The 18,254-nt window shown below is 60.2% G+C and carries 15 protein-coding genes; all 15 read left to right on the top strand.

Going from position 1 to position 18,254, the window contains the following annotated elements; translation table 11 throughout:
• The first annotated feature begins 40 nt into the window (after positions 1-40).
• The 15 genes from VO57_012385 to VO57_012315 all read left to right on the top strand — a co-directional run bounded on the left by VO57_012385 (position 41) and on the right by VO57_012315 (position 18,254).
• Positions 41-1,573: an acyl-CoA carboxylase subunit beta gene (locus VO57_012385; GenBank protein ID XBL68927.1), complete on the top strand. Its 1,533-nt coding sequence runs from the start codon at positions 41-43 to the stop codon at positions 1,571-1,573.
• Positions 1,574-1,581: 8 nt separating this feature from the next.
• Positions 1,582-3,738, top strand: coding sequence for a methylmalonyl-CoA mutase (gene scpA / locus VO57_012380; protein ID XBL68926.1), 2,157 nt, complete (start codon positions 1,582-1,584; stop codon positions 3,736-3,738).
• Positions 3,738-5,768 carry an acetyl/propionyl/methylcrotonyl-CoA carboxylase subunit alpha gene (locus VO57_012375; GenBank protein ID XBL68925.1) on the top strand — a complete coding sequence of 677 codons (2,031 nt, stop codon included), beginning with the start codon at positions 3,738-3,740 and terminating at the stop codon, positions 5,766-5,768. The genes scpA and VO57_012375 overlap by 1 nt, the downstream gene beginning before the upstream one ends.
• Positions 5,769-5,789: 21 nt before the next feature.
• A complete protein-coding gene (locus VO57_012370; protein XBL68924.1) occupies positions 5,790-6,107 on the top strand; it encodes a 2Fe-2S iron-sulfur cluster-binding protein in 318 nt (105 codons plus the stop codon).
• Between the two features lie 63 nt (positions 6,108-6,170).
• Entirely contained in the window at positions 6,171-7,403 is a 1,233-nt protein-coding gene (locus tag VO57_012365; GenBank protein ID XBL68923.1) for an FAD-dependent oxidoreductase, read from the top strand.
• A 191-nt stretch (positions 7,404-7,594) separates the two neighbouring features.
• Entirely contained in the window at positions 7,595-9,841 is a 2,247-nt protein-coding gene (locus VO57_012360) for a TonB-dependent receptor (protein XBL68922.1), read from the top strand.
• Between the two features lie 80 nt (positions 9,842-9,921).
• A complete protein-coding gene (locus VO57_012355; GenBank protein ID XBL68921.1) occupies positions 9,922-10,674 on the top strand; it encodes a glucose 1-dehydrogenase in 753 nt (250 codons plus the stop codon).
• Complete coding sequence (locus VO57_012350) at positions 10,671-11,423, top strand: SDR family oxidoreductase (GenBank protein XBL68920.1); 753 nt, start codon at positions 10,671-10,673, stop codon at positions 11,421-11,423. Before VO57_012355 ends, VO57_012350 begins: the two co-directional genes overlap by 4 nt.
• Before the next feature lie 28 nt (positions 11,424-11,451).
• Entirely contained in the window at positions 11,452-11,889 is a 438-nt protein-coding gene (locus VO57_012345) for an SRPBCC family protein (protein ID XBL68919.1), read from the top strand.
• Positions 11,890-11,891: 2 nt separating this feature from the next.
• On the top strand, positions 11,892-13,004 hold the full coding sequence (locus tag VO57_012340) for a phosphotransferase (GenBank protein ID XBL68918.1): 1,113 nt from the start codon (positions 11,892-11,894) through the stop codon (positions 13,002-13,004).
• Positions 13,001-13,861, top strand: coding sequence for an SDR family NAD(P)-dependent oxidoreductase (locus VO57_012335; GenBank protein XBL68917.1), 861 nt, complete (start codon positions 13,001-13,003; stop codon positions 13,859-13,861). Before VO57_012340 ends, VO57_012335 begins: the two co-directional genes overlap by 4 nt.
• Before the next feature lie 141 nt (positions 13,862-14,002).
• On the top strand, positions 14,003-15,259 hold the full coding sequence (locus VO57_012330; protein XBL68916.1) for a cytochrome P450: 1,257 nt from the start codon (positions 14,003-14,005) through the stop codon (positions 15,257-15,259).
• Positions 15,260-16,393 (top strand): Gfo/Idh/MocA family oxidoreductase, encoded by a 1,134-nt coding sequence (locus VO57_012325; protein XBL68915.1) that lies wholly within the window; start codon positions 15,260-15,262, stop codon positions 16,391-16,393.
• Entirely contained in the window at positions 16,390-17,028 is a 639-nt protein-coding gene (locus VO57_012320) for a nuclear transport factor 2 family protein (protein XBL68914.1), read from the top strand. The genes VO57_012325 and VO57_012320 overlap by 4 nt, the downstream gene beginning before the upstream one ends.
• Entirely contained in the window at positions 17,025-18,254 is a 1,230-nt protein-coding gene (locus VO57_012315; protein ID XBL68913.1) for a CoA transferase, read from the top strand. The genes VO57_012320 and VO57_012315 overlap by 4 nt, the downstream gene beginning before the upstream one ends.

Genomic DNA, 18,254 nt, shown 5'->3' with positions numbered 1-18,254 from the left:
TGACTGCGATTAGGCCTCTGAATTATGAAGAAACGAGACCATGTCCGCCAATATCGCCGAAATGGAACGCCGCCGCGAAGCTGCCGAGCTGGGGGGCGGCGAGAAACGCATCGCCGCGCAGCACGCCAAGGGCAAGCTTACAGCGCGCGAGCGGCTAGATGTGCTGCTCGACGAGGGCAGCTTCGAGGAACTCGACCGCTATGTCGAACATGACTGCGTCGATTTCGACATGGCGGAACAGCGCATCCCCGGTGACGGCGTGGTCACGGGCAGCGGCACGATCAATGGCCGCCTGGTTTACGTTTTCTCCCAGGATTTCACCGTCTTCGGCGGCTCTCTTTCCAAGCGGCATGCGGAGAAAATCTGCAAGGTCATGGACACCGCGATGAAGGTCGGCGCGCCGGTCGTCGGCCTCAACGACAGCGGCGGCGCGCGCATCCAGGAAGGCGTAGCCAGCCTCGGCGGCTATGCCGAGGTGTTCCAGCGCAATGTACTGGCGAGCGGCGTGGTACCGCAGATCAGCCTGATCATGGGGCCTTGCGCGGGCGGGGCGGTCTATTCCCCCGCCATGACCGACTTCATCTTCATGGTGGAAGACAGCAGCTACATGTTCGTCACCGGACCCGACGTGGTGAAGACAGTCACCAACGAGGTGGTGACGCAGGAAGAACTGGGCGGCGCCAAGACCCACACCACCAAGACCAGCGTGGCCGACAACAGCTTCGAGAACGACATCGAGACGCTGCTGGCGACGCGCGACTTCTTCGACTTCCTCCCGCTGTCCAACCGCGAGGCGGTGCCCGAACGCCCGACCAGCGACCCGGTCGACCGCGAGGAAACCAGCCTCGACACGCTGATCCCCGACACCGCCAATCAGCCCTATGACATGCACGAAGTCATCCGCAAGACGCTGGACGAAGGCGATTTCTTCGAGATCCAGCCGAACCATGCGGGCAATATCATCTGCGGCTTCGGCCGGATCGAAGGGCGCACGGTGGGCGTGGTGGCGAACCAGCCCATGGTGCTCGCCGGCGTGCTCGACATCAATTCTTCCAAGAAAGCCGCGCGCTTCGTGCGCTTCTGCGATGCCTTCGAAATCCCGATCCTGACCTTCGTCGACGTGCCCGGCTTCCTTCCCGGCACGGCGCAGGAGCACAATGGCATCATCAAGCACGGCGCGAAGCTGCTCTTCGCCTATGCCGAGGCGACCGTGCCCAAGATCACCGTCATCACCCGCAAGGCCTATGGCGGCGCCTATGACGTGATGGCGTCCAAGCACCTGCGCGGCGACCTCAACTACGCCTGGCCCACCGCCGAAATCGCCGTGATGGGCGCAAAGGGCGCGGTGGAGATCATCTTCCGCCAGGATCGCGACGATCCGGGCAAGATCGCCGAGAAAACCAAGGAATACGAAGACCGCTTCGCCAACCCCTTCGTGGCAGCGCAGCGCGGCTATATCGACGAGGTGATCTACCCGCACTCGACCCGTCGGCGGATTGCGCTCGGGCTACGCAAACTGCGGACGAAGCAGCTCGAGAACCCGTGGAAGAAACATGACAATATTCCGTTGTGACCGTTCGGATGACTGAAAAGCCGACCTACGAAGACTGGAAGCCTCTCGCCGACAAGGAAGTGAAGGGCCGCGACCTGACCTGGCGCACGCCCGAGGGGATCGCGGTGAAGCCGCTCTACACTTCCGAGGATACGGTGGACCTCGACCCCGGCGTTCCCGGCATCGCGCCGTTCACGCGCGGGCCTTATGCGAGCATGTACACCGGCCGCCCTTGGACAATCCGGCAATATGCAGGCTTCTCGACCGCCGAGGAATCCAACGCCTTCTATCGCCGCAACCTCGCCGCCGGGCAGAAGGGCCTTTCGGTCGCCTTCGACCTCGCCACGCATCGCGGCTATGACAGCGACCATCCGCGCGTGGTCGGCGATGTCGGCAAGGCGGGCGTCGCGATCGACACCGTGCGCGACATGGAAATCCTGTTCGACCAGATCCCGCTCGACGAGATGAGCGTGTCGATGACGATGAACGGCGCGGTGATCCCGGTCATGGCGTTCTACATCGTTGCTGCCGAGCGACAGGGTGTATCGCAGGATAAGCTTGCCGGGACCATCCAGAACGACATCCTCAAGGAGTTCATGGTCCGCAACACCTACATCTACCCACCCGAGCCGAGCATGCGGATCGTCTCGGACATCATCGCCTACACCTCGGCACAGATGCCCAAGTTCAACAGCATCTCGATCAGCGGCTATCACATGCACGAAGCCGGGGCGACGGCGGTGCAGGAGCTGGCCTTCACCATTGCCGACGGCAAGGAATACGCCAAGCGCGCGATGGAAGCAGGCCTCGACATCGATGCCTTCGCGCCGCGCCTGTCCTTCTTCTGGGGCATCGGCATGAACTTCTTCATGGAGATCGCCAAGATGCGCGCCGCCCGCGCGCTGTGGCACGATGTGATGGAAGGGCTGGGGGCGCAGAACCCCAAGTCGAAGATGCTCCGCACCCACTGCCAGACGAGCGGCGTCAGCTTGCAGGAGCAGGACCCTTACAACAACGTCATCCGCACCACGATCGAGGCGATGGCGGCGGTGCTGGGCGGCACGCAGTCGCTCCACACCAATGCGCTGGACGAGGCGATCGCGCTGCCGACCGATTTCTCCGCCCGGATCGCGCGCAATACTCAGCTCGTGATCCAGGAAGAGACCGGAGTGACCAAGGTCGCCGATCCGCTGGGCGGCAGCTATTATATCGAGAGCCTGACCGCCGCGCTGATCGATGAGGCGCGCAAACTGCTCGACGAGGTCGAGGCGGCAGGCGGCATGACCGAATATGTCGCCAGCGGCAAACCCAAGGCGCAGATCGAGATGGCCGCCGCGGCCAAGCAGGCGAGCGTCGACAAGGGCGAGACGGTGATCGTCGGCGTGAACAAGTACCGCCTGCCCGAAGAGGCCGATATCGAGACGCTCGACATCGACAACCACGCCGTTCGCCAGAGCCAGATCGCCCGCCTCAAGGCGGTCCGCGAAGCCCGCGACGAATTCTCCTGCAAGGCCGCGCTTGATGCGCTGGCACGCGGGGCGGCGCAGCGCGAGGGCAACCTCCTCGCATTGGCTGTCGAGGCTGCGCGGCACGATGCGACGCTGGGCGAAATCAGCCAGGCGATGGAAGACGCCTACGGTCGCTACGACACCATGCCGAGGCCCGTGCGCGGCGTGTATTCCGAAGCTTACTCGGAAGACTCCCGCTACCGGCAGGTAGTCGAGGGCGTGAAGGCGGTCGAGCGCCGCCTTGGCCGCGCGCCGAAGCTGATGGTCGCCAAGATGGGGCAGGACGGCCACGATCGCGGCGCCAACGTGATTGCCAGCGCCTTTGCCGACATGGGCTTCGAGGTCGTCTCCGGCCCGCTGTTCCAGACGCCTGCGGAAACCCGCGACATGGCGCTCGAGAACAACGTCGACGCCATCGGCGCGAGCAGCCTTGCGGCGGGCCACAAGACACTCATCCCCGAATTGATCGGTCTGCTGAAAGAGGCTGGCCGCGCCGATATCAAGGTGGTCGCCGGCGGCGTGATCCCGCAGAAGGACTACGACTTCCTGCGCGATGCAGGGGTGCAGGGCATCTACGGCCCGGGCAGCAATGTGGTCGAATGCGCCGCCGATGTGTTGCGCCTGCTCGGCCACAATATGCCGCCTGCGGGTGAAGATCTGGACGAGGCTTCACACTAATGTTCAAAAAGATCCTTATCGCCAATCGTGGCGAAATCGCGTGCCGGGTCATCAAGACCGCGCGGCGCATGGGTATCGCGACGGTCGCGGTCTATTCGGATGCCGACGCCCGCGCGCCGTTCGTTCGGATGGCGGACGAGGCGGTGCACATCGGCCCGGCGCCCGCGGCCGAGAGCTACCTGATCGCGGACAAGATCATCGCCGCGTGCAAGCATACGGGCGCCGAGGCGGTGCATCCGGGCTACGGTTTCCTGTCCGAACGCGCGAGCTTCGTCGAGGCGCTGGAGAAGGAAGGCATCGCCTTCATCGGCCCGCCGGTGAACGCCATCGCCGCGATGGGCGACAAGATCGAGTCCAAGATGATCGCCAAGGAAGCGGGCGTCAACGTCGTGCCCGGTTTCGTCGGCGAGATCCGTGATACCGAGCATGCGGTCGAGATCGCCAACGAAATCACCTATCCGGTGATGATGAAGGCCAGCGCCGGGGGCGGGGGCAAGGGCATGCGCCTTGCCTACTCCGAAAAGGACGTGCGCGAGGGCTTCGAGGCGACCAAGCGCGAGGGCCTCAACTCCTTCGGCGACGACCGCGTGTTCATCGAGAAATTCATCGAGAACCCGCGCCACATCGAGATCCAGATCCTCGGCGACAAGCACGGCAACGTCATTTATCTCAATGAGCGCGAGTGCAGCATCCAGCGTCGCCACCAGAAGGTCGTGGAAGAAGCGCCGTCGCCTTTCGTGACGGCGAAGATGCGCAAGGCCATGGGCGAGCAATGCGTCGCCCTGTCGAAGGCGGTGAACTATCACAGCGCGGGCACGGTCGAGCTGATCGTCTCGGGCGCGGACCCGACGGGCGAGAGCTTCTATTTCCTCGAGATGAACACCCGCCTGCAGGTAGAGCACCCCGTCACCGAGGCGATCACCGGCGTCGACCTCGTCGAGCAAATGATCCGCGTCGCGGCGGGGGAAAAGCTTTCGATTACGCAGGACGACGTGAAGATCGATGGCTGGGCGATCGAGAACCGCGTCTATGCCGAAGACCCCTACCGCGGTTTCCTGCCCTCGACGGGCCGCCTCGTCCGCTACCAGCCACCGGTCGAGCCATGGGCCGATGACGGGGCCGAAAACGGTCGCCGCGGCATCGACGGCGTTCGGGTCGACGATGGCGTGTTCGAAGGCGGCGAGGTGTCGATGTTCTACGACCCGATGATCGCCAAGCTGGTCACCTGGGGCGAAACGCGCGACGAGGCCGCCGACTTGCAGATTGCCGCGCTCGATGCATTCCGCATAGAAGGCTTGGGGCACAATGTCGATTTCCTCAGCGCGATCATGCAGCACGAGCGCTTCCGCTCTGGCGAGCTGACAACCGGCTTTATCGCCGAGGAATACCCCGACGGTTTCGAGGGCGCTCCGGCGAGCGACCAGTTGAAGAAGGCCCTCGCTGCCGTGGGCGGTGTGCTCGCGACCGCCGATGCCGACCGCGCGCGGCGGATCGACCAGCAGCTCGACGGCTATTCTTACGCGCCGGGCGACTGGACCGTGCGGATCGGCGAGGCCGACTATCACGTGGTGCTCGAAGAAGAGGCAATCACGGTCGACAGCGAGCCGGTCGATCTCGACATGAAATACACGCCGGGCGAGACGATGCTCGACCTCGAGGCGGAAGGAGAGGCGCTGACGCTGCTACTGAAGCCGACGCGCATGGGCTATGCCATCACCGCGCGGGGGGCGACGCACCAGCTGCGCATCCTCCAGACCCGCATCGCCCACCTTGCCGGTCACATGATCGAGAAGGTGCCGCCCGATCTCTCCAAGATGCTCATCTGTCCGATGCCCGGCCTGCTGGTAAAACTTCATGTGGCTGAAGGCGAGGAAGTCCATCCGGGCCAGCCGCTGGCGACGGTCGAGGCGATGAAGATGGAAAACATCCTGCGCGCCGAGAAACAGGCGGTGGTGGCCAAAATAAACGTCAGCGAAGGCGCAAGCCTTATTGTCGATGAAGTCATTCTCACGCTTTCAAATGCAACTTGAAGAAACATTCGGATACCTGATATGATCAATGTTCTTGCGACACTGAGGGATGGAAGTACCAAGACCATCTCGACCACGCCTGACGGTTCGCTGATGGAGGCGATCCGGGATTCCGGTATCGATGAGCTCCTTGCCCTCTGCGGCGGATGCTGTTCCTGCGCTACTTGCCATGTTCACGTGGATGAGAGCTGGCTCGCCAAGCTCCCGGACATCAGCGAAGACGAGGATGACCTCCTTGAGAGTTCCGATCATCGCGACGATCAGTCACGGCTATCTTGCCAGATACCACTCACAGAAGACTTGGACGGGCTGAAGGTCACAATCGCGCAAGAAGATTGAGAAAATTAACGCCGAAGGTTTGTCTTCGCACAAATTGCAACGGCTGATCGGGCGGAGATTGCCATGAAAATCTATGACATTGTGATAGTCGGCACGGGGCACGGCGGTGCCCAGGCAGCCATCAGCCTGCGCCAGTTTGGCTTCGAAGGCTCGATCCTGATGGTGAGCCGCGATACCGAATTGCCGTACGAACGACCTCCGCTATCCAAGGACTATCTGGCAGGGGACAAGCCGTTCGAACGATTGTTGATCCGACCGGCTGAGTTCTGGGAAAGCAAGAACGTCGAAATCAAGCTGGGCTGCGACATCGTGTCGATCGATGCTGAATCCCATGTCGCCTCATCGGCTGACGGCAGACAGTTCGCTTACGGGTCGCTTGTCTGGGCTGCTGGGGGCGAACCGCGAATGCTGAGTTGCCCGGGAGCCGACCTTCAGGGGGTGCATGGCGTTCGCAGCCGTACCGATGTCGATCATATTGCAGCCAGCTTGCGATCGGGCGCAAATCGCGTCGTCGTGATCGGCGGGGGCTATATCGGTCTCGAAGCGGCTGCCGTACTTCGCAAAATGGGACGCGAGGTCATCCTTGTCGAAGCATTGCCGCGGGTGCTGTCACGCGTGGCCGACGAAACCATCAGTGATTTCGTGCAATCCATGCATGCAGAGCAGGGCGTCGATCTGCGGCTCGGCGTGGGTGTGAAGAGACTCTTTGGCGATGGTCCCAATGTTGCAGGGGTGGAATTGACCGATGGAACCGAGATCCCCGCCGATATGGTGATCGTCGGCATCGGAATTATTCCTTCCGTCGAGCCGGTCAAACGGGCCGGAGCCGCCGGAGAGAACGGGGTCGACGTCGACGAGAAATGCAGAACGAGCGTAGTCGACATCTTCGCCATCGGCGATTGCGCCTGCCATAGCAACTCATGGGCTGGCGATGCGCACTTGAGAGTTGAATCGGTGCAGAACGCCAGCGACATGGCAACTACGGTCGCGAAGGTGCTTTGCGGACAGGATGCAGCCTATAATTCGCTCCCGTGGTTCTGGTCCAATCAGTACGATTGCCGTTTACAGACTGCAGGTCTTTCCGTCGATTATGACCAAACCGTGGTGCGCGGGTCCGTTGCCGAAGCCAAGTTCTCGCTGGTTTACTGCAAGGATGGCAGGATCGTCGCCATCGATTGTGTCAACAACACGAAGGATTACGTCCAGGCGCGAAAGTTGATCGAGACTCGCAGAGTTATCGACCCGACCCTCCTCGCCAATGCTTCGATCCCACTTAAAGAACTTGCCGCTTTGTGATCGACCCGGATTGTCACCTGCCATAGGGACAGACCGTCAAACGGCTACATCCTATCCATCGTATCGAACAAGTCCCCGATAGCGGGACACCTATGGGAGGATGTATGCGGCAAAATTTTCGTTGTTCGGTGGCTTGGACCGTTCTGGCAGGGGGCTTGGTAACTTTTCCGGTCGCTGCGTTTGGTCAGGATGTGTCCGACGAGCAACCAGCTGCTGAAGAGAGCACTGGTCTCGAAATCATCGTGACCGCTCAAAAGCGCGAAGAAAGATTGAGTGACGTGCCGGTTTCGGTCGTTGCGGCTACCGCAGAAACCCTTCAGGCTTCCGGTGTGATCGATGCAACCGACCTGGGAGCTGTCGTTCCCGGTTTTACCGCATCCACTTCGGTCTTCGGTCCGCCGGTCTTTTCGCTTCGCGGCGTCAACTTCAACTCTTTCCAGGCATCGGCGCCTCCAACCGTCAGTTCCTACATTGACGAAGCCTCGATTCCCTATCCGATCATGGGTCAGGCGCTGTTCCTCGATGTCGAGCGTGTTGAAGTGCTCAAGGGGCCGCAGGGAACGCTGTTTGGACAGAACGCGACCGGTGGATCGATCAACGTAATCGCGGCGAAACCTACTTATTCCCTCGAGGCGGGTTTCCGGGTCGATGTAAACCATTGGGGTGAAACAAACGCCGAGGCATATGTCAGCGGACCTTTGAGCGACACGCTTCGTGCGCGTGTGGCTGCACAAACCACACAATTTGGTGGCTGGCAGCGCGGGTATTTTCTCAACGACCAGAAAAACGGCGATCAGAACAAACTCGCAGGCAGGCTGCTCCTCGACTGGACTCCGACAGATCGCCTGACGGTCGCGCTGAACGTCAATGCTTCTTACGATAAGAGCGAGCAGCAGCAGGCGCAGGCATTCCTGTTCACTCCGGTCAACCCGGCAGCTCCTGCCGCAGGTCCGTTCCTCAGTTATGTCGGAAACGAGCCCAACGACGCGCGCGACGCTGATTTCGACTTGGGTTACGATACGCGTGCGGACAGCAATACCGTTCAGGCGATCTTGCGCGCCGACTATGAAATTACCGATAGCCTGACTTTCACGTCGATAACGAACTATATCGACACGCGTTTTCGCTCTCCGCACGATCAGGACGGCACGGCAGTTCCAATGCAGCCGGCCCTTTCAAAAGCCGATATCGAGTCGATCAACCAGGAAGTTCGGCTAGCCGGCGAATTGGCTGATGGTCGGGTCAACTTCGTGATCGGTGGCAGCTATGCCGACGATGACATCACGGAAGGCGTAGCGAACGAGTATATCGGATATACAGGCTTTCCGCCCAACTCGCCGGCCGAATGGCGGTACGACCTTACGCAGAAAGCTCTCGCCGTCTTTGGTAATGTCGATTTCGAGATTGTCGATGGTCTCACGCTGAGTGCGGGTGCGCGCTACACCGACACCGAACAATCGATCTTCGGTTGTACGTTCGATGGCGGGGGCACGCCGGGCATCCGGGCGATCAGCCAGGCGATCGTTTCGGGCATCGATCCGCCTTTGGCGGCAGCCTACGTATCGGGCGGGTGTATTACCATTGATGACGGCCCCCCCAATTTCTCGTTCCTTCCAGTCTTCGCAGATCAAACCCAGAAGGAAGATAACGTCGCATGGCGCGGGATCGTCAGCTACGAGCCCTCGGACCAGGTGCTTCTCTACGGGGCAGTCAGCAGAGGCTACAAGGCCGGTACTTTTCCGGTTATCGTCAACCTCTTCAATTCGGTCATCCAGCCTGTCACACAGGAGGAGCTGACGTCGTATGAAGCTGGCGCAAAGCTCACTTTGGCCGATGGCAGGGTTCAGCTCAATGCGGCAGCGTTCCATTACGACTATAAGGACAAACAGTTCTTCGGGTTCCTCCCGGTCCTTCAGGGTGCGCTAGTGACAGCCACACTTGTCAATATTCCTGAGTCGACGGTGGATGGCATTGAATTCGACATTACTGCAGAGCCGATTGACGGACTCCGAATCACGGGCGGGGCGACCTACATCGATACAGAGGTCAAAAACTTCGTTGGTTTCGATTTCGCCGGCCAGCCACTCGATTATTCTGGCAAGGAATTCAGCTACGCTCCACCGTGGTCGGCCAATCTCGATGCCGAGTACGAGTTCCAGACCAGCGGCACTATCCGACCGTTCATTGGCGGCAGCGTCACATATCGGGATGACACCTTCGCTGATCTTGGCGAGCCGGCAAGTTTTGCGATGCCGTCCTACACGCTACTTGATGCCCGCGTTGGGCTGATTTCCGACAATGGCTGGAGGCTCAGCATCTATGGCAGGAACCTGACCGACGAATACTACTGGAACTCGGTCGCTTCTGCCGGAGACGGTGCCGTCCGCTTTACGGGTGAACCCCGGACATTCGGCGCATCCTTCAGCTTCCGATATTGAGTTGACGACAGGGGCTCGGCGGGGTGCGAGGTTCGTACCCCGCCGAAGGTCCGACACCTGTCAGCGGAAAAGGTGGGCATATGCAGAACCTTACAGGCCAGAACATCATTGTGACCGGCGGAGCGAGCGGGATCGGAGCCGCAACCGCTCGCGCAGCGATCAAGGCTGGCGCGACGGTTGCAATTACCGATCTTTCCGAAGATCAGGGTAGCGAACTCGCGGTGCAGCTCGGCAAAGGGGCATCGTTCTTCCGGCATGATGTCACAAAGGAAGGCGAGTGGCGGGACATCGTCACCAAATTCGAAAATATTGCAGGTGCAGTCACCGGATTGGTAAACTGCGCTGGGACAGCAGCCGTACCGGCTCCACTCGACCAGGTCGACGAGCAGTCATTCCGCCGGATATTCGAAGTCAATCAGCTGGCTTGCTTTCTGGGTATGAAGGCGGTTGTTCCTTCCATGCGCAAGGCGGGTGGGGGTTCGATCGTAAATGTGTCATCGGTTGCCGGACTGAAGGCCGTTCAGGGTGCGATTGGCTACGTCGGTAGCAAGTTCGCCGTAACCGGGATGACCAAAGTCGCGGCACTCGACTTGGCTGCAGACAGCATCCGGGTGAACTCGGTTCACCCGGGTTTGATCGATACGCCCATGGTGCGGCCGGACGGTGATGACGACGCTTTCGCGCCGATTCTCCAGTTTGCGCAGACATTGCCGGTCCCACGGCCCGGAGAGCCGGGAGAAGTGGCTTCGGTCATCGCGTTCCTTCTATCCGACGACGCCAGCTTTGTCACCGGCAGCGCATATGCGGTGGACGGGGGCTGGACCACCGGATGATGCCATCCGACCGACGCCTTGAAGGACGGGTGGCGATCATCACGGGTGCTGCGAGCGGCATCGGGGAAGCGACGGCCAGACGGTTCGCCGATGAAGGCGCAATCGTTGTCTGCGTCGATATTTCCGAAAAGGTTCACGACCTTTCAGATGAACTTGGCGACTGTGCATTCGCCGAAATTGCCGACGTCGCCGATGACGCACAAGTAGAACGCTTCGTCCGCTCGGCGCTCGATCGCTTGAACCGGATCGATGTACTAGCCAATAACGCGGGCATCGACGGCCAACTCGCTTTGCTCGCCGATGGCGACCAGGAGAATTACCAGCGTGTCATGGACGTCAACCTGCGTTCTTGCTGGTCGACGATGAAGGCGGTCCTGCCATCAATGGTTGCGGAGAGTTCGGGATCGATCATCAACATGTCTTCGGTCGGTGCGCTCATCGGCTTCGAAAACTTGTCAGTCTATTCCGCGGCCAAAGCGGGTTTGATCGGTATGACACGTGGGGCGGCGCTGGAATACGGAGCGCATGGGATCAGGATCAACGCGATCTGTCCCGGCGGGGTGCTTACGCCCTTGGCGGAATCGTTCATGGACGAAGGAACGTACAAGGCATGGGCCGACAAGCACGCCTTGAAACGCTTTGCCAGACCCGAAGAAATTGCTGCCGTCGTATCGTTTCTCGCAAGCGACGAGGCCTCGTTCATCACAGGCTCTTCCCTTGTCGTAGATGGCGGGATGACCGCCTCTTGAAAATTGTACGGATTAAGGACCTCAACCAATGCCGAAAGTGACCGCAAGCAGGGTGATCAAGGCACCAGTGTCGAAAGTTTGGGGTGCTATTCGTGATTTCGAATCCCATTCTCGCTGGATCGAACACCATCCCGAAATAACCGTTACGGGCGGCACCGGTCTGACCATCGGTACCCAGCGCCGAGTCACCTATGGCGACGGTTCGTTTTTCGACGAAATCCTCACGACACAGGACGATCGCGGATTCTTCCAAGAATACGATGTCATCGGAGACCTGCCATTGCCGGTTTACAACGTAAGGGGGGCGATGAAACTCCATCCGGTAACGGCTGATGATACCACTCTCGTCGTGCGAACGCTGACCTATGACACCCCGCTTCAGCCTGGCGAAGCAAAGGATTTTGAGAAAAGTCGCTACGACTTGTTGGCGACAAGCCTCGACCTGCTTGCAGACCTTTTCGAATAACGATGGAGATCCCTCTTTCTCCTTTCGATATCACGCCAGAACTCATGACAGGGATCGTGCGCCGGCGTTACCCCGAAGCGCTGGTCACTGCTGTCGAAATCGTCCGGGCACACGAATACGGGGAGGGTGATGTTTCCACCTCATCCCGGGCCACCGCCCGATTGACCTATTCCGACACCGAGCGCGAGCTGCCGAAGGACATTGTCCTGAAGCTGTCGTTCGATCCGCGCGTCGAGGGAACCGATGCGTGGTTTTGCAATCTGACCGGGTTGTTCGCCAACGAGGTCGATTTCTACAATCGCATTCGTCCCGAACTCTCACTGGAAGCGCCGCTCGCACTTGGCGGGTATTTCGACGAGGCCACCGGACGATACATCCTGGCGATGGAAGACGTCACCAGAAGGGGGGCGCGGTTCCCGAGCAACCAGGACGATATCGCGCTCGACCATGTCAAACGGATACTCTCCACTGTCGCAGGGTTGCATGCGCAATTCTGGGAAAGCGAGCGATTCCAGGATGATCTTGCCTGGGTCGAGACGCACCTGTCCGGGCGCGTCGAAGCTCATATGCGCAGCGTGATCCCGGAAAAGGGCATCGCAAGCGAACTTGAGCAGCACAAGTTCAAGCGGGAAATTCTCGAGCGCTTGGGCACCAGCGAGCGTGAACTTTTCGCGGGCATGTGCGCGAACAAGCTGCATCAATCGAAGTTGCACCAAACCTTGCTGCACGGTGACTTGCACATCGGGAACACCTATCTGATGCCCGATGGCACGGTAGGACTCCATGACTGGCAGCTGTGCGTGAAGGGATTTGCCCTGCACGATGTCACATACATCATCAACACGTCCCTCTCAGTCTCCCAGCGTCGTGTGCACGAGCGAGACTTGCTGGAGCATTATCGAGATTGTCTTGTCGCCAATGGCCTCGTCAGTCCGCCCGATATGGACATGCTGTGGCACGAGCATCGCCGTGCCGCGCTGTGGACCCTCTATATTGGCTGGCTCACCTGCCCACCGCTCAGCTATGGCTGGGATACGCTCGCAGTAGCTTTGCTGCGGGTCTCGACGGCAGTCGAGGATCATGAAACGCTTGCCCTGGTCAGGGAAGGCCTGTGAGTGCCAAGCCTGCAGCATTGCTGATAGGTGCGAATGGCGGTATGGGAAGGGCAGTTGCGCGAGCGCTGCTTGATACCGGCTATGCGCTCACAGCTACAGTGTCGCGCCGGGCCGCTATCGATCCCTTTCTTGCGGATTACCCGTCCTGCGAGGCTGTCGAGGCTCTCGATCTTTCCGATGCCGTCGCGGTTAAGGAAAGGATTGCGGCTCTTTCCAGTCAGCTGTCACGGGTTGATGCGGTTGTTGTCTGCTCTGCGGTTGCGCCATGCGCTCCCGCTGAAATGGTCGCCATCGAAGAATTTCGACGCACAATCGAGATCAACTGTACCGCAGCGCTCGCCATCTACCAGGCGACCATACCGCATCTTCGCAAAGCGAGGGGCAGGCTGGTCCTGACTGGTTCTTATTCCGGCAAGGTGGCGACCCCGGTTATGGCCGCCTATGTCGCGTCGAAATTCGCTCTTGAGGGCCTTACCGATGTCCTGCGTCAGGAAGCTCAGGGCTGGGGGGTCGAGATCGTGCTGATCCAGCCGGGTGCGCTCGACACGCCAATGATGCGGCGAACCCAGGAGGACCTCGGCCACACGATTGCCAACCTGTCAGCCGATCAGGCGGAACGATATGGCGATCTCTACCGTCAGATGAAGTATCGCGCCGATGAAGCGCTCGCCAACGGTACATACTCGTCGCCGGAGGCGGCCGCGGCAGGGGTAATCGAGGCCTTGCGCGAAAATCCGCCTTCGACGCGCTATCCCATTGGCGATGATGCAAGATACATGCTGAACCTGGCAAAGAACTCTTCCGATCGCGAAATCGACGACGTCATTCTCGACATCTATCGGTCTGCGCCGCTTTAGAAGATGCCCCGATCTTGTCCCGCCCTTCGGTGACTGAAGTGATTGGCATGGTCTGTTAGCTCTTGCTCCAAAGCACGACCGAACCCGCCGTTACCCTAAGTGGCGATTTGAAATTCGGCGGCCGAGCAAGAGGAGCGGAATATGACATCTTCAGCGAAGGATTTTGGGACCTGGGCGTCCCCTGAGGTGCAGCGCTGCCCTATTCCGCACCTCAACCGCCTGCTCGAGGAGGCTCCGGTCTATCGCGACGAGGGCACCGGCATGGTCTGGGTAAGTCGCTATGAGGACATCAATTTCGTCAACAGCAATCCGGATATTTTTTCCAGCCGCACGCCAATCATGATCAACCGGAAAACCTCGGTTTCCGAAGAAGTCGCCCGGCGATACAAGGAGCGGGGATGGCCGGAAGAGCATGTTCTGGCATTCGCCGACCCGCCCGAGCACACGCTACATCGCGCGCTTGTCGATAAGGTCTTCACGCCAAGCTACACCAAGCAGCTCGAACCCTATGCGCTGGCGATCATCGATGACCTGATCGACGGCTTCATCGAGGATGGCGAAACTGACCTCAGCGCCGGTTTCGCAGTCCATCTCCCGATGTATATTATCTCGGATCAGCTGGGGGTCGATCGCAAGGACTACGAGCAATTCAAACTCTGGTCGAACGCCTGGGTGGATCGCAACGATCCGAACTGCCCGCCGGATCGCGAGCTCATGCTGACTGATCGCATGATCGACATGCAGAATTACCTCGCCGAGCGGGCGCGTTACTATGAGGCCAATCCCAGCGACAATCTGATTTCACGGCTGGTCCATGCCGATGTCGACGGCGAACGCCTCACCATGGGGCAGCTATTGATGGTAGCGCAACTTATCCTTGTGGCCGGAAACGAAACGACCACGACCGGCATCACAAGCGCAATGTGGATGATCCTTAAGGACCCCGCCCTGAAAGAGCGCGTGATGACCGAGGAAAAGGCTGTTCCAGCCGTCATCGAAGAGATGCTGCGTGCGCATGCCCCTGTGCCTCAGCAGTACCGCTACACCACTCAAGACACGGAAATTGGCGGTTTCCCGGTCCCGAAGGATACGATCATCGCGGTGAGCTATCTCGCGGGCAACTACGACAAGGCCAAATGGGAGTGCCCCGAAACCATCGACATTGATCGTAAAGGTGTCCGCAATCACCTCGCCTTCGGCCGCGGTATCCATTTTTGCGTCGGCAACCAGCTTGCGCGCATGGAAATGAGGGTTGCGATCCGGCGCCTGCTGGAGCGCCTGAAGGATCTGCGACTGTCCGAAAAGCACCCTGCGCCGCAGTGGATGGCGAATTTCCAGGTCCATGCTCTCGAAAGCCTGCACGTGCAGTTCACGCTCGGTGCGAAACAGGCGGGTTGAATGGCTGACGAGGAGCCAGCCGCCGAAGGTGCTGCGCCGCATAGCTGCGGCGTCGGCATTATCGGATTGAGCGCAAACGGAGGGTGGGCGAGCCTGGCTCATCTTCCCGCACTGCGCTCGATGCCCGCCAAATTCGACGTTGTTGCTCTCTCGGCGAGTTCGGGCAAATCCGCTGAAGCTGCCGCAAAGGCGCACGCAGTCTCGATGGCGACTAGCGATGCGCTGGTCCTGGCCTCAAGCGGAGATGTCGAGCTGGTGGTCGTGGCCGTGAAAGTGCCGGAGCACCGTGATCTAGTTCAGAAGGCGCTTGATTGCCGAAAGGATGTCTATTGCGAATGGCCGCTAGGCCGCAACACGGCTGAGGCGGAGGAGATGCTGGACGCTGCGCGCCAGTCAGGCGTGCGGCACTTCGTCGGCTTGCAGGCCCGCAGCTCTCCGGCCTTGCGCTATATCCGCGATCTCGTGGAGGAAGGGTATGTCGGCAGGGTCATTTCGACCCGAGTGACGGGCTCCGGCGGGTTTCCCTGGAGCGGCCAAGCGCTCGCTTCGCTTGCCTACACGCTCGATGACAGTCTCGGGGCTACTCTCTTCACGATCCCCTTCGGCCATATGATCGACGGTTTCACGTGGGTTCTTGGCGAATTCGCGGAACTCGACGCGACAATGGCGGTGCAGTTTCCTCAGGTAAAACTCACCGACACCGGGGAGACAATCGCAGCCAATGGACCGGATGAGGTGGTCGTATCGGGCACCCTTCAATCGGGCGCGGTCGCTTCGCTGCACTATACCGGCCGAGAGTCTCCTGCAGGCAATCTGCGTTGGGAAATTTCCGGTGATTCCGGAGCGCTCCTGATCGAGTCCGGCAGCGGTCACCTGCAATACGGTCATCTTGATATAAGCGGCGGGCAGGGCGAGGAAGAGCTGCGGCCGCTCCAAATTCCCCCGATCTATCGCCAGTGCACGACTGCGGAGGACAGTCACGCCGATAGCGTGGCGCATGCCTATCACGCAGTTTCCAAAGACCTGAGGACCGGTGCCGCCAGCGTGCCGGATTTTGCCGACGCCTTGAAGCTGCACCGATTGCTTGATCGGATCAGACACGCGGCCGGCTGGAACATGGAGAGTGGTATATGAGCATGACGATAGAAGAGATGGAAGCGAAGCTGACCTATCTCATGGATCGCCAGGAAATCTATGACGTCGTGGTGCGCTATTGCCGCGGGTGCGATCGACTTGATCGGGACATGGTTATGTCGGCTTATCACCCCGATGCGATGGACGATCACGGCAGTTTTGTCGGGCCACCCGACGCGTTCTGGGACTGGGTCAAGAACCTGCACGGCCAATATCAGAGCGCGACCCAGCACATGATCGGCAATCATCATGTGGAAATTGACGGTGAAACCGCCCATTGCGAAACCTATCTCTCCTACTCGGCAATGAACACGACAGGCGCCCCGTTCAGTTCAATCGGCGGTCGCTACATCGACCGGATGGAGAAGCGCGAAGGCAAATGGGCCATCGCGCATCGCAAATATATCGTCGACTGGGTCGCACCATCGATCAATACGATCGAAGGAAGCAAGACGCCGGAGGGAGCCCCAAACTTCGACTGCATCGCGCCTCATGAATTTGCTGTGGCCGAAACGGGGCAGCAGGCGAGCCGCGATACAAGCGATCCTTCCTATGAACGCCCGCTAGTGGTCGATCCCGCCCGCGTCGAGCGCTACGACCGTCTGACGAGGGAAGCGCAGGACGCTGCCTCGTGAGCGAGTCCGCAACCCTGCCAGGCGTTCTTGACGGGGTCAGAGTGCTTGAGATCGGCCACTTCGTGGCCGCGCCGTTCTGTACCCGCTTGCTAGCCGATCTCGGGGCTGAGGTCGTAAAGATCGAACCTCTGCGTGGCGACCCGGTCCGGCAGTGGGGTGCCCAGGTCGATGGCAAATCCCTCTGGTGGTCGGTCCACGGTCGCAACAAGCAAAGCATCGCTCTCGATCTAAAGTCCGAGGAAGGTCGAAGGATCGCTATCGATCTTGCGCAGAAATGCGATGTCGTGGTCGAGAATTTCCGCCCCGGTCAGCTCACGAAAATGGGTCTGGGTCCGGATGTTCTGCGTGAAGGCAATCGCGATCTTATCGTCGCCCATATCTCTGGGTATGGGCAAACGGGTCCCGGTAAGGATCGTGCCGCGTTCGGCGTCATTGGCGAGGCCGTTGGGGGGCTGCGCTATCTGACCGACCACCCGCCCGGTACATCCGATCTTCCGCCAGTCCGGGTAGGCATCAGCGTCGGCGACTCGCTCGCCGGTCTTTATGCAGCGCTGGGCATCGTCTCAGCGCTGTGGCGGCGCGAGCGCAGGGGGAGTGATCAACGGTATCAGACCGTCGATGTCGCGCTGACGGAGAGCGTTTTGAGCCTGATGGAGGGGATGCTCCCTGAATTTGGCGCGCTTGGACGGATAAAGCAGCCGACCGGAGGGGCCATCGCCACGGCGGCACCCTCCAACGCATATCCCTCTAAGCAAGGCGAGTTCGTCCTGATCGCGGCGAACTCGGAGCCGTTATTCGCGGCCCTTGCAGAACTGATGGAACGCAGGGACTTGATCGGGGACGAACGCTTCGCGGGCAATGCCGAACGGGTCGCGAACGCATCGGAACTCGATCGGATCATTACCGGGTGGTCGCAGTCGCTCGATACGCAGCAGCTGCTCTATTCGCTGGAATCGGCGGGCATACCTTCGTCAAAAGTGTACACTGCGGAAGATATCGCGACCGACGAACAATACCGTGCGCGCGGAATGGTGCGGGAGGTCGCTGATCCCCGGTTCGGCGATGTCCTGCATCCGGGAATCGTGCCGCATTTTCCCGGCGCACCTGGGAGCGTGCGCAATACCGGCCCCGAGACCGGTGCCGACGGCGTGCGGATCGTGCGCGAACTGCTTGGCTATGATGCCGGGAAGATCGCGCAATTACAGCAGAGCGGAGTGCTCAAGTGA

Source organism: Citromicrobium bathyomarinum (assembly GCA_001306305.2).
GTDB classification, from domain to species: domain Bacteria; phylum Pseudomonadota; class Alphaproteobacteria; order Sphingomonadales; family Sphingomonadaceae; genus Alteriqipengyuania; species Alteriqipengyuania bathyomarina.
This window is presented reverse-complemented; position numbering and strand designations above follow the sequence as displayed.

Bases quoted from the DNA above. Each gene is read 5' to 3' on its own strand.
- VO57_012385 (XBL68927.1), top strand. From the start codon at position 41: ATGTCCGCCAATATCGCCGAAATGGAACGCCGCCGCGAAGCTGCCGAG.
- scpA (XBL68926.1), top strand. From the start codon at position 1,582: ATGACTGAAAAGCCGACCTACGAAGACTGGAAGCCTCTCGCCGACAAG.
- VO57_012375 (XBL68925.1), top strand. From the start codon at position 3,738: ATGTTCAAAAAGATCCTTATCGCCAATCGTGGCGAAATCGCGTGCCGG.
- VO57_012370 (XBL68924.1), top strand. From the start codon at position 5,790: ATGATCAATGTTCTTGCGACACTGAGGGATGGAAGTACCAAGACCATC.
- VO57_012365 (XBL68923.1), top strand. From the start codon at position 6,171: ATGAAAATCTATGACATTGTGATAGTCGGCACGGGGCACGGCGGTGCC.
- VO57_012355 (XBL68921.1), top strand. From the start codon at position 9,922: ATGCAGAACCTTACAGGCCAGAACATCATTGTGACCGGCGGAGCGAGC.
- VO57_012350 (XBL68920.1), top strand. From the start codon at position 10,671: ATGATGCCATCCGACCGACGCCTTGAAGGACGGGTGGCGATCATCACG.
- VO57_012345 (XBL68919.1), top strand. From the start codon at position 11,452: ATGCCGAAAGTGACCGCAAGCAGGGTGATCAAGGCACCAGTGTCGAAA.
- VO57_012340 (XBL68918.1), top strand. From the start codon at position 11,892: ATGGAGATCCCTCTTTCTCCTTTCGATATCACGCCAGAACTCATGACA.
- VO57_012330 (XBL68916.1), top strand. From the start codon at position 14,003: ATGACATCTTCAGCGAAGGATTTTGGGACCTGGGCGTCCCCTGAGGTG.
- VO57_012325 (XBL68915.1), top strand. From the start codon at position 15,260: ATGGCTGACGAGGAGCCAGCCGCCGAAGGTGCTGCGCCGCATAGCTGC.
- VO57_012320 (XBL68914.1), top strand. From the start codon at position 16,390: ATGAGCATGACGATAGAAGAGATGGAAGCGAAGCTGACCTATCTCATG.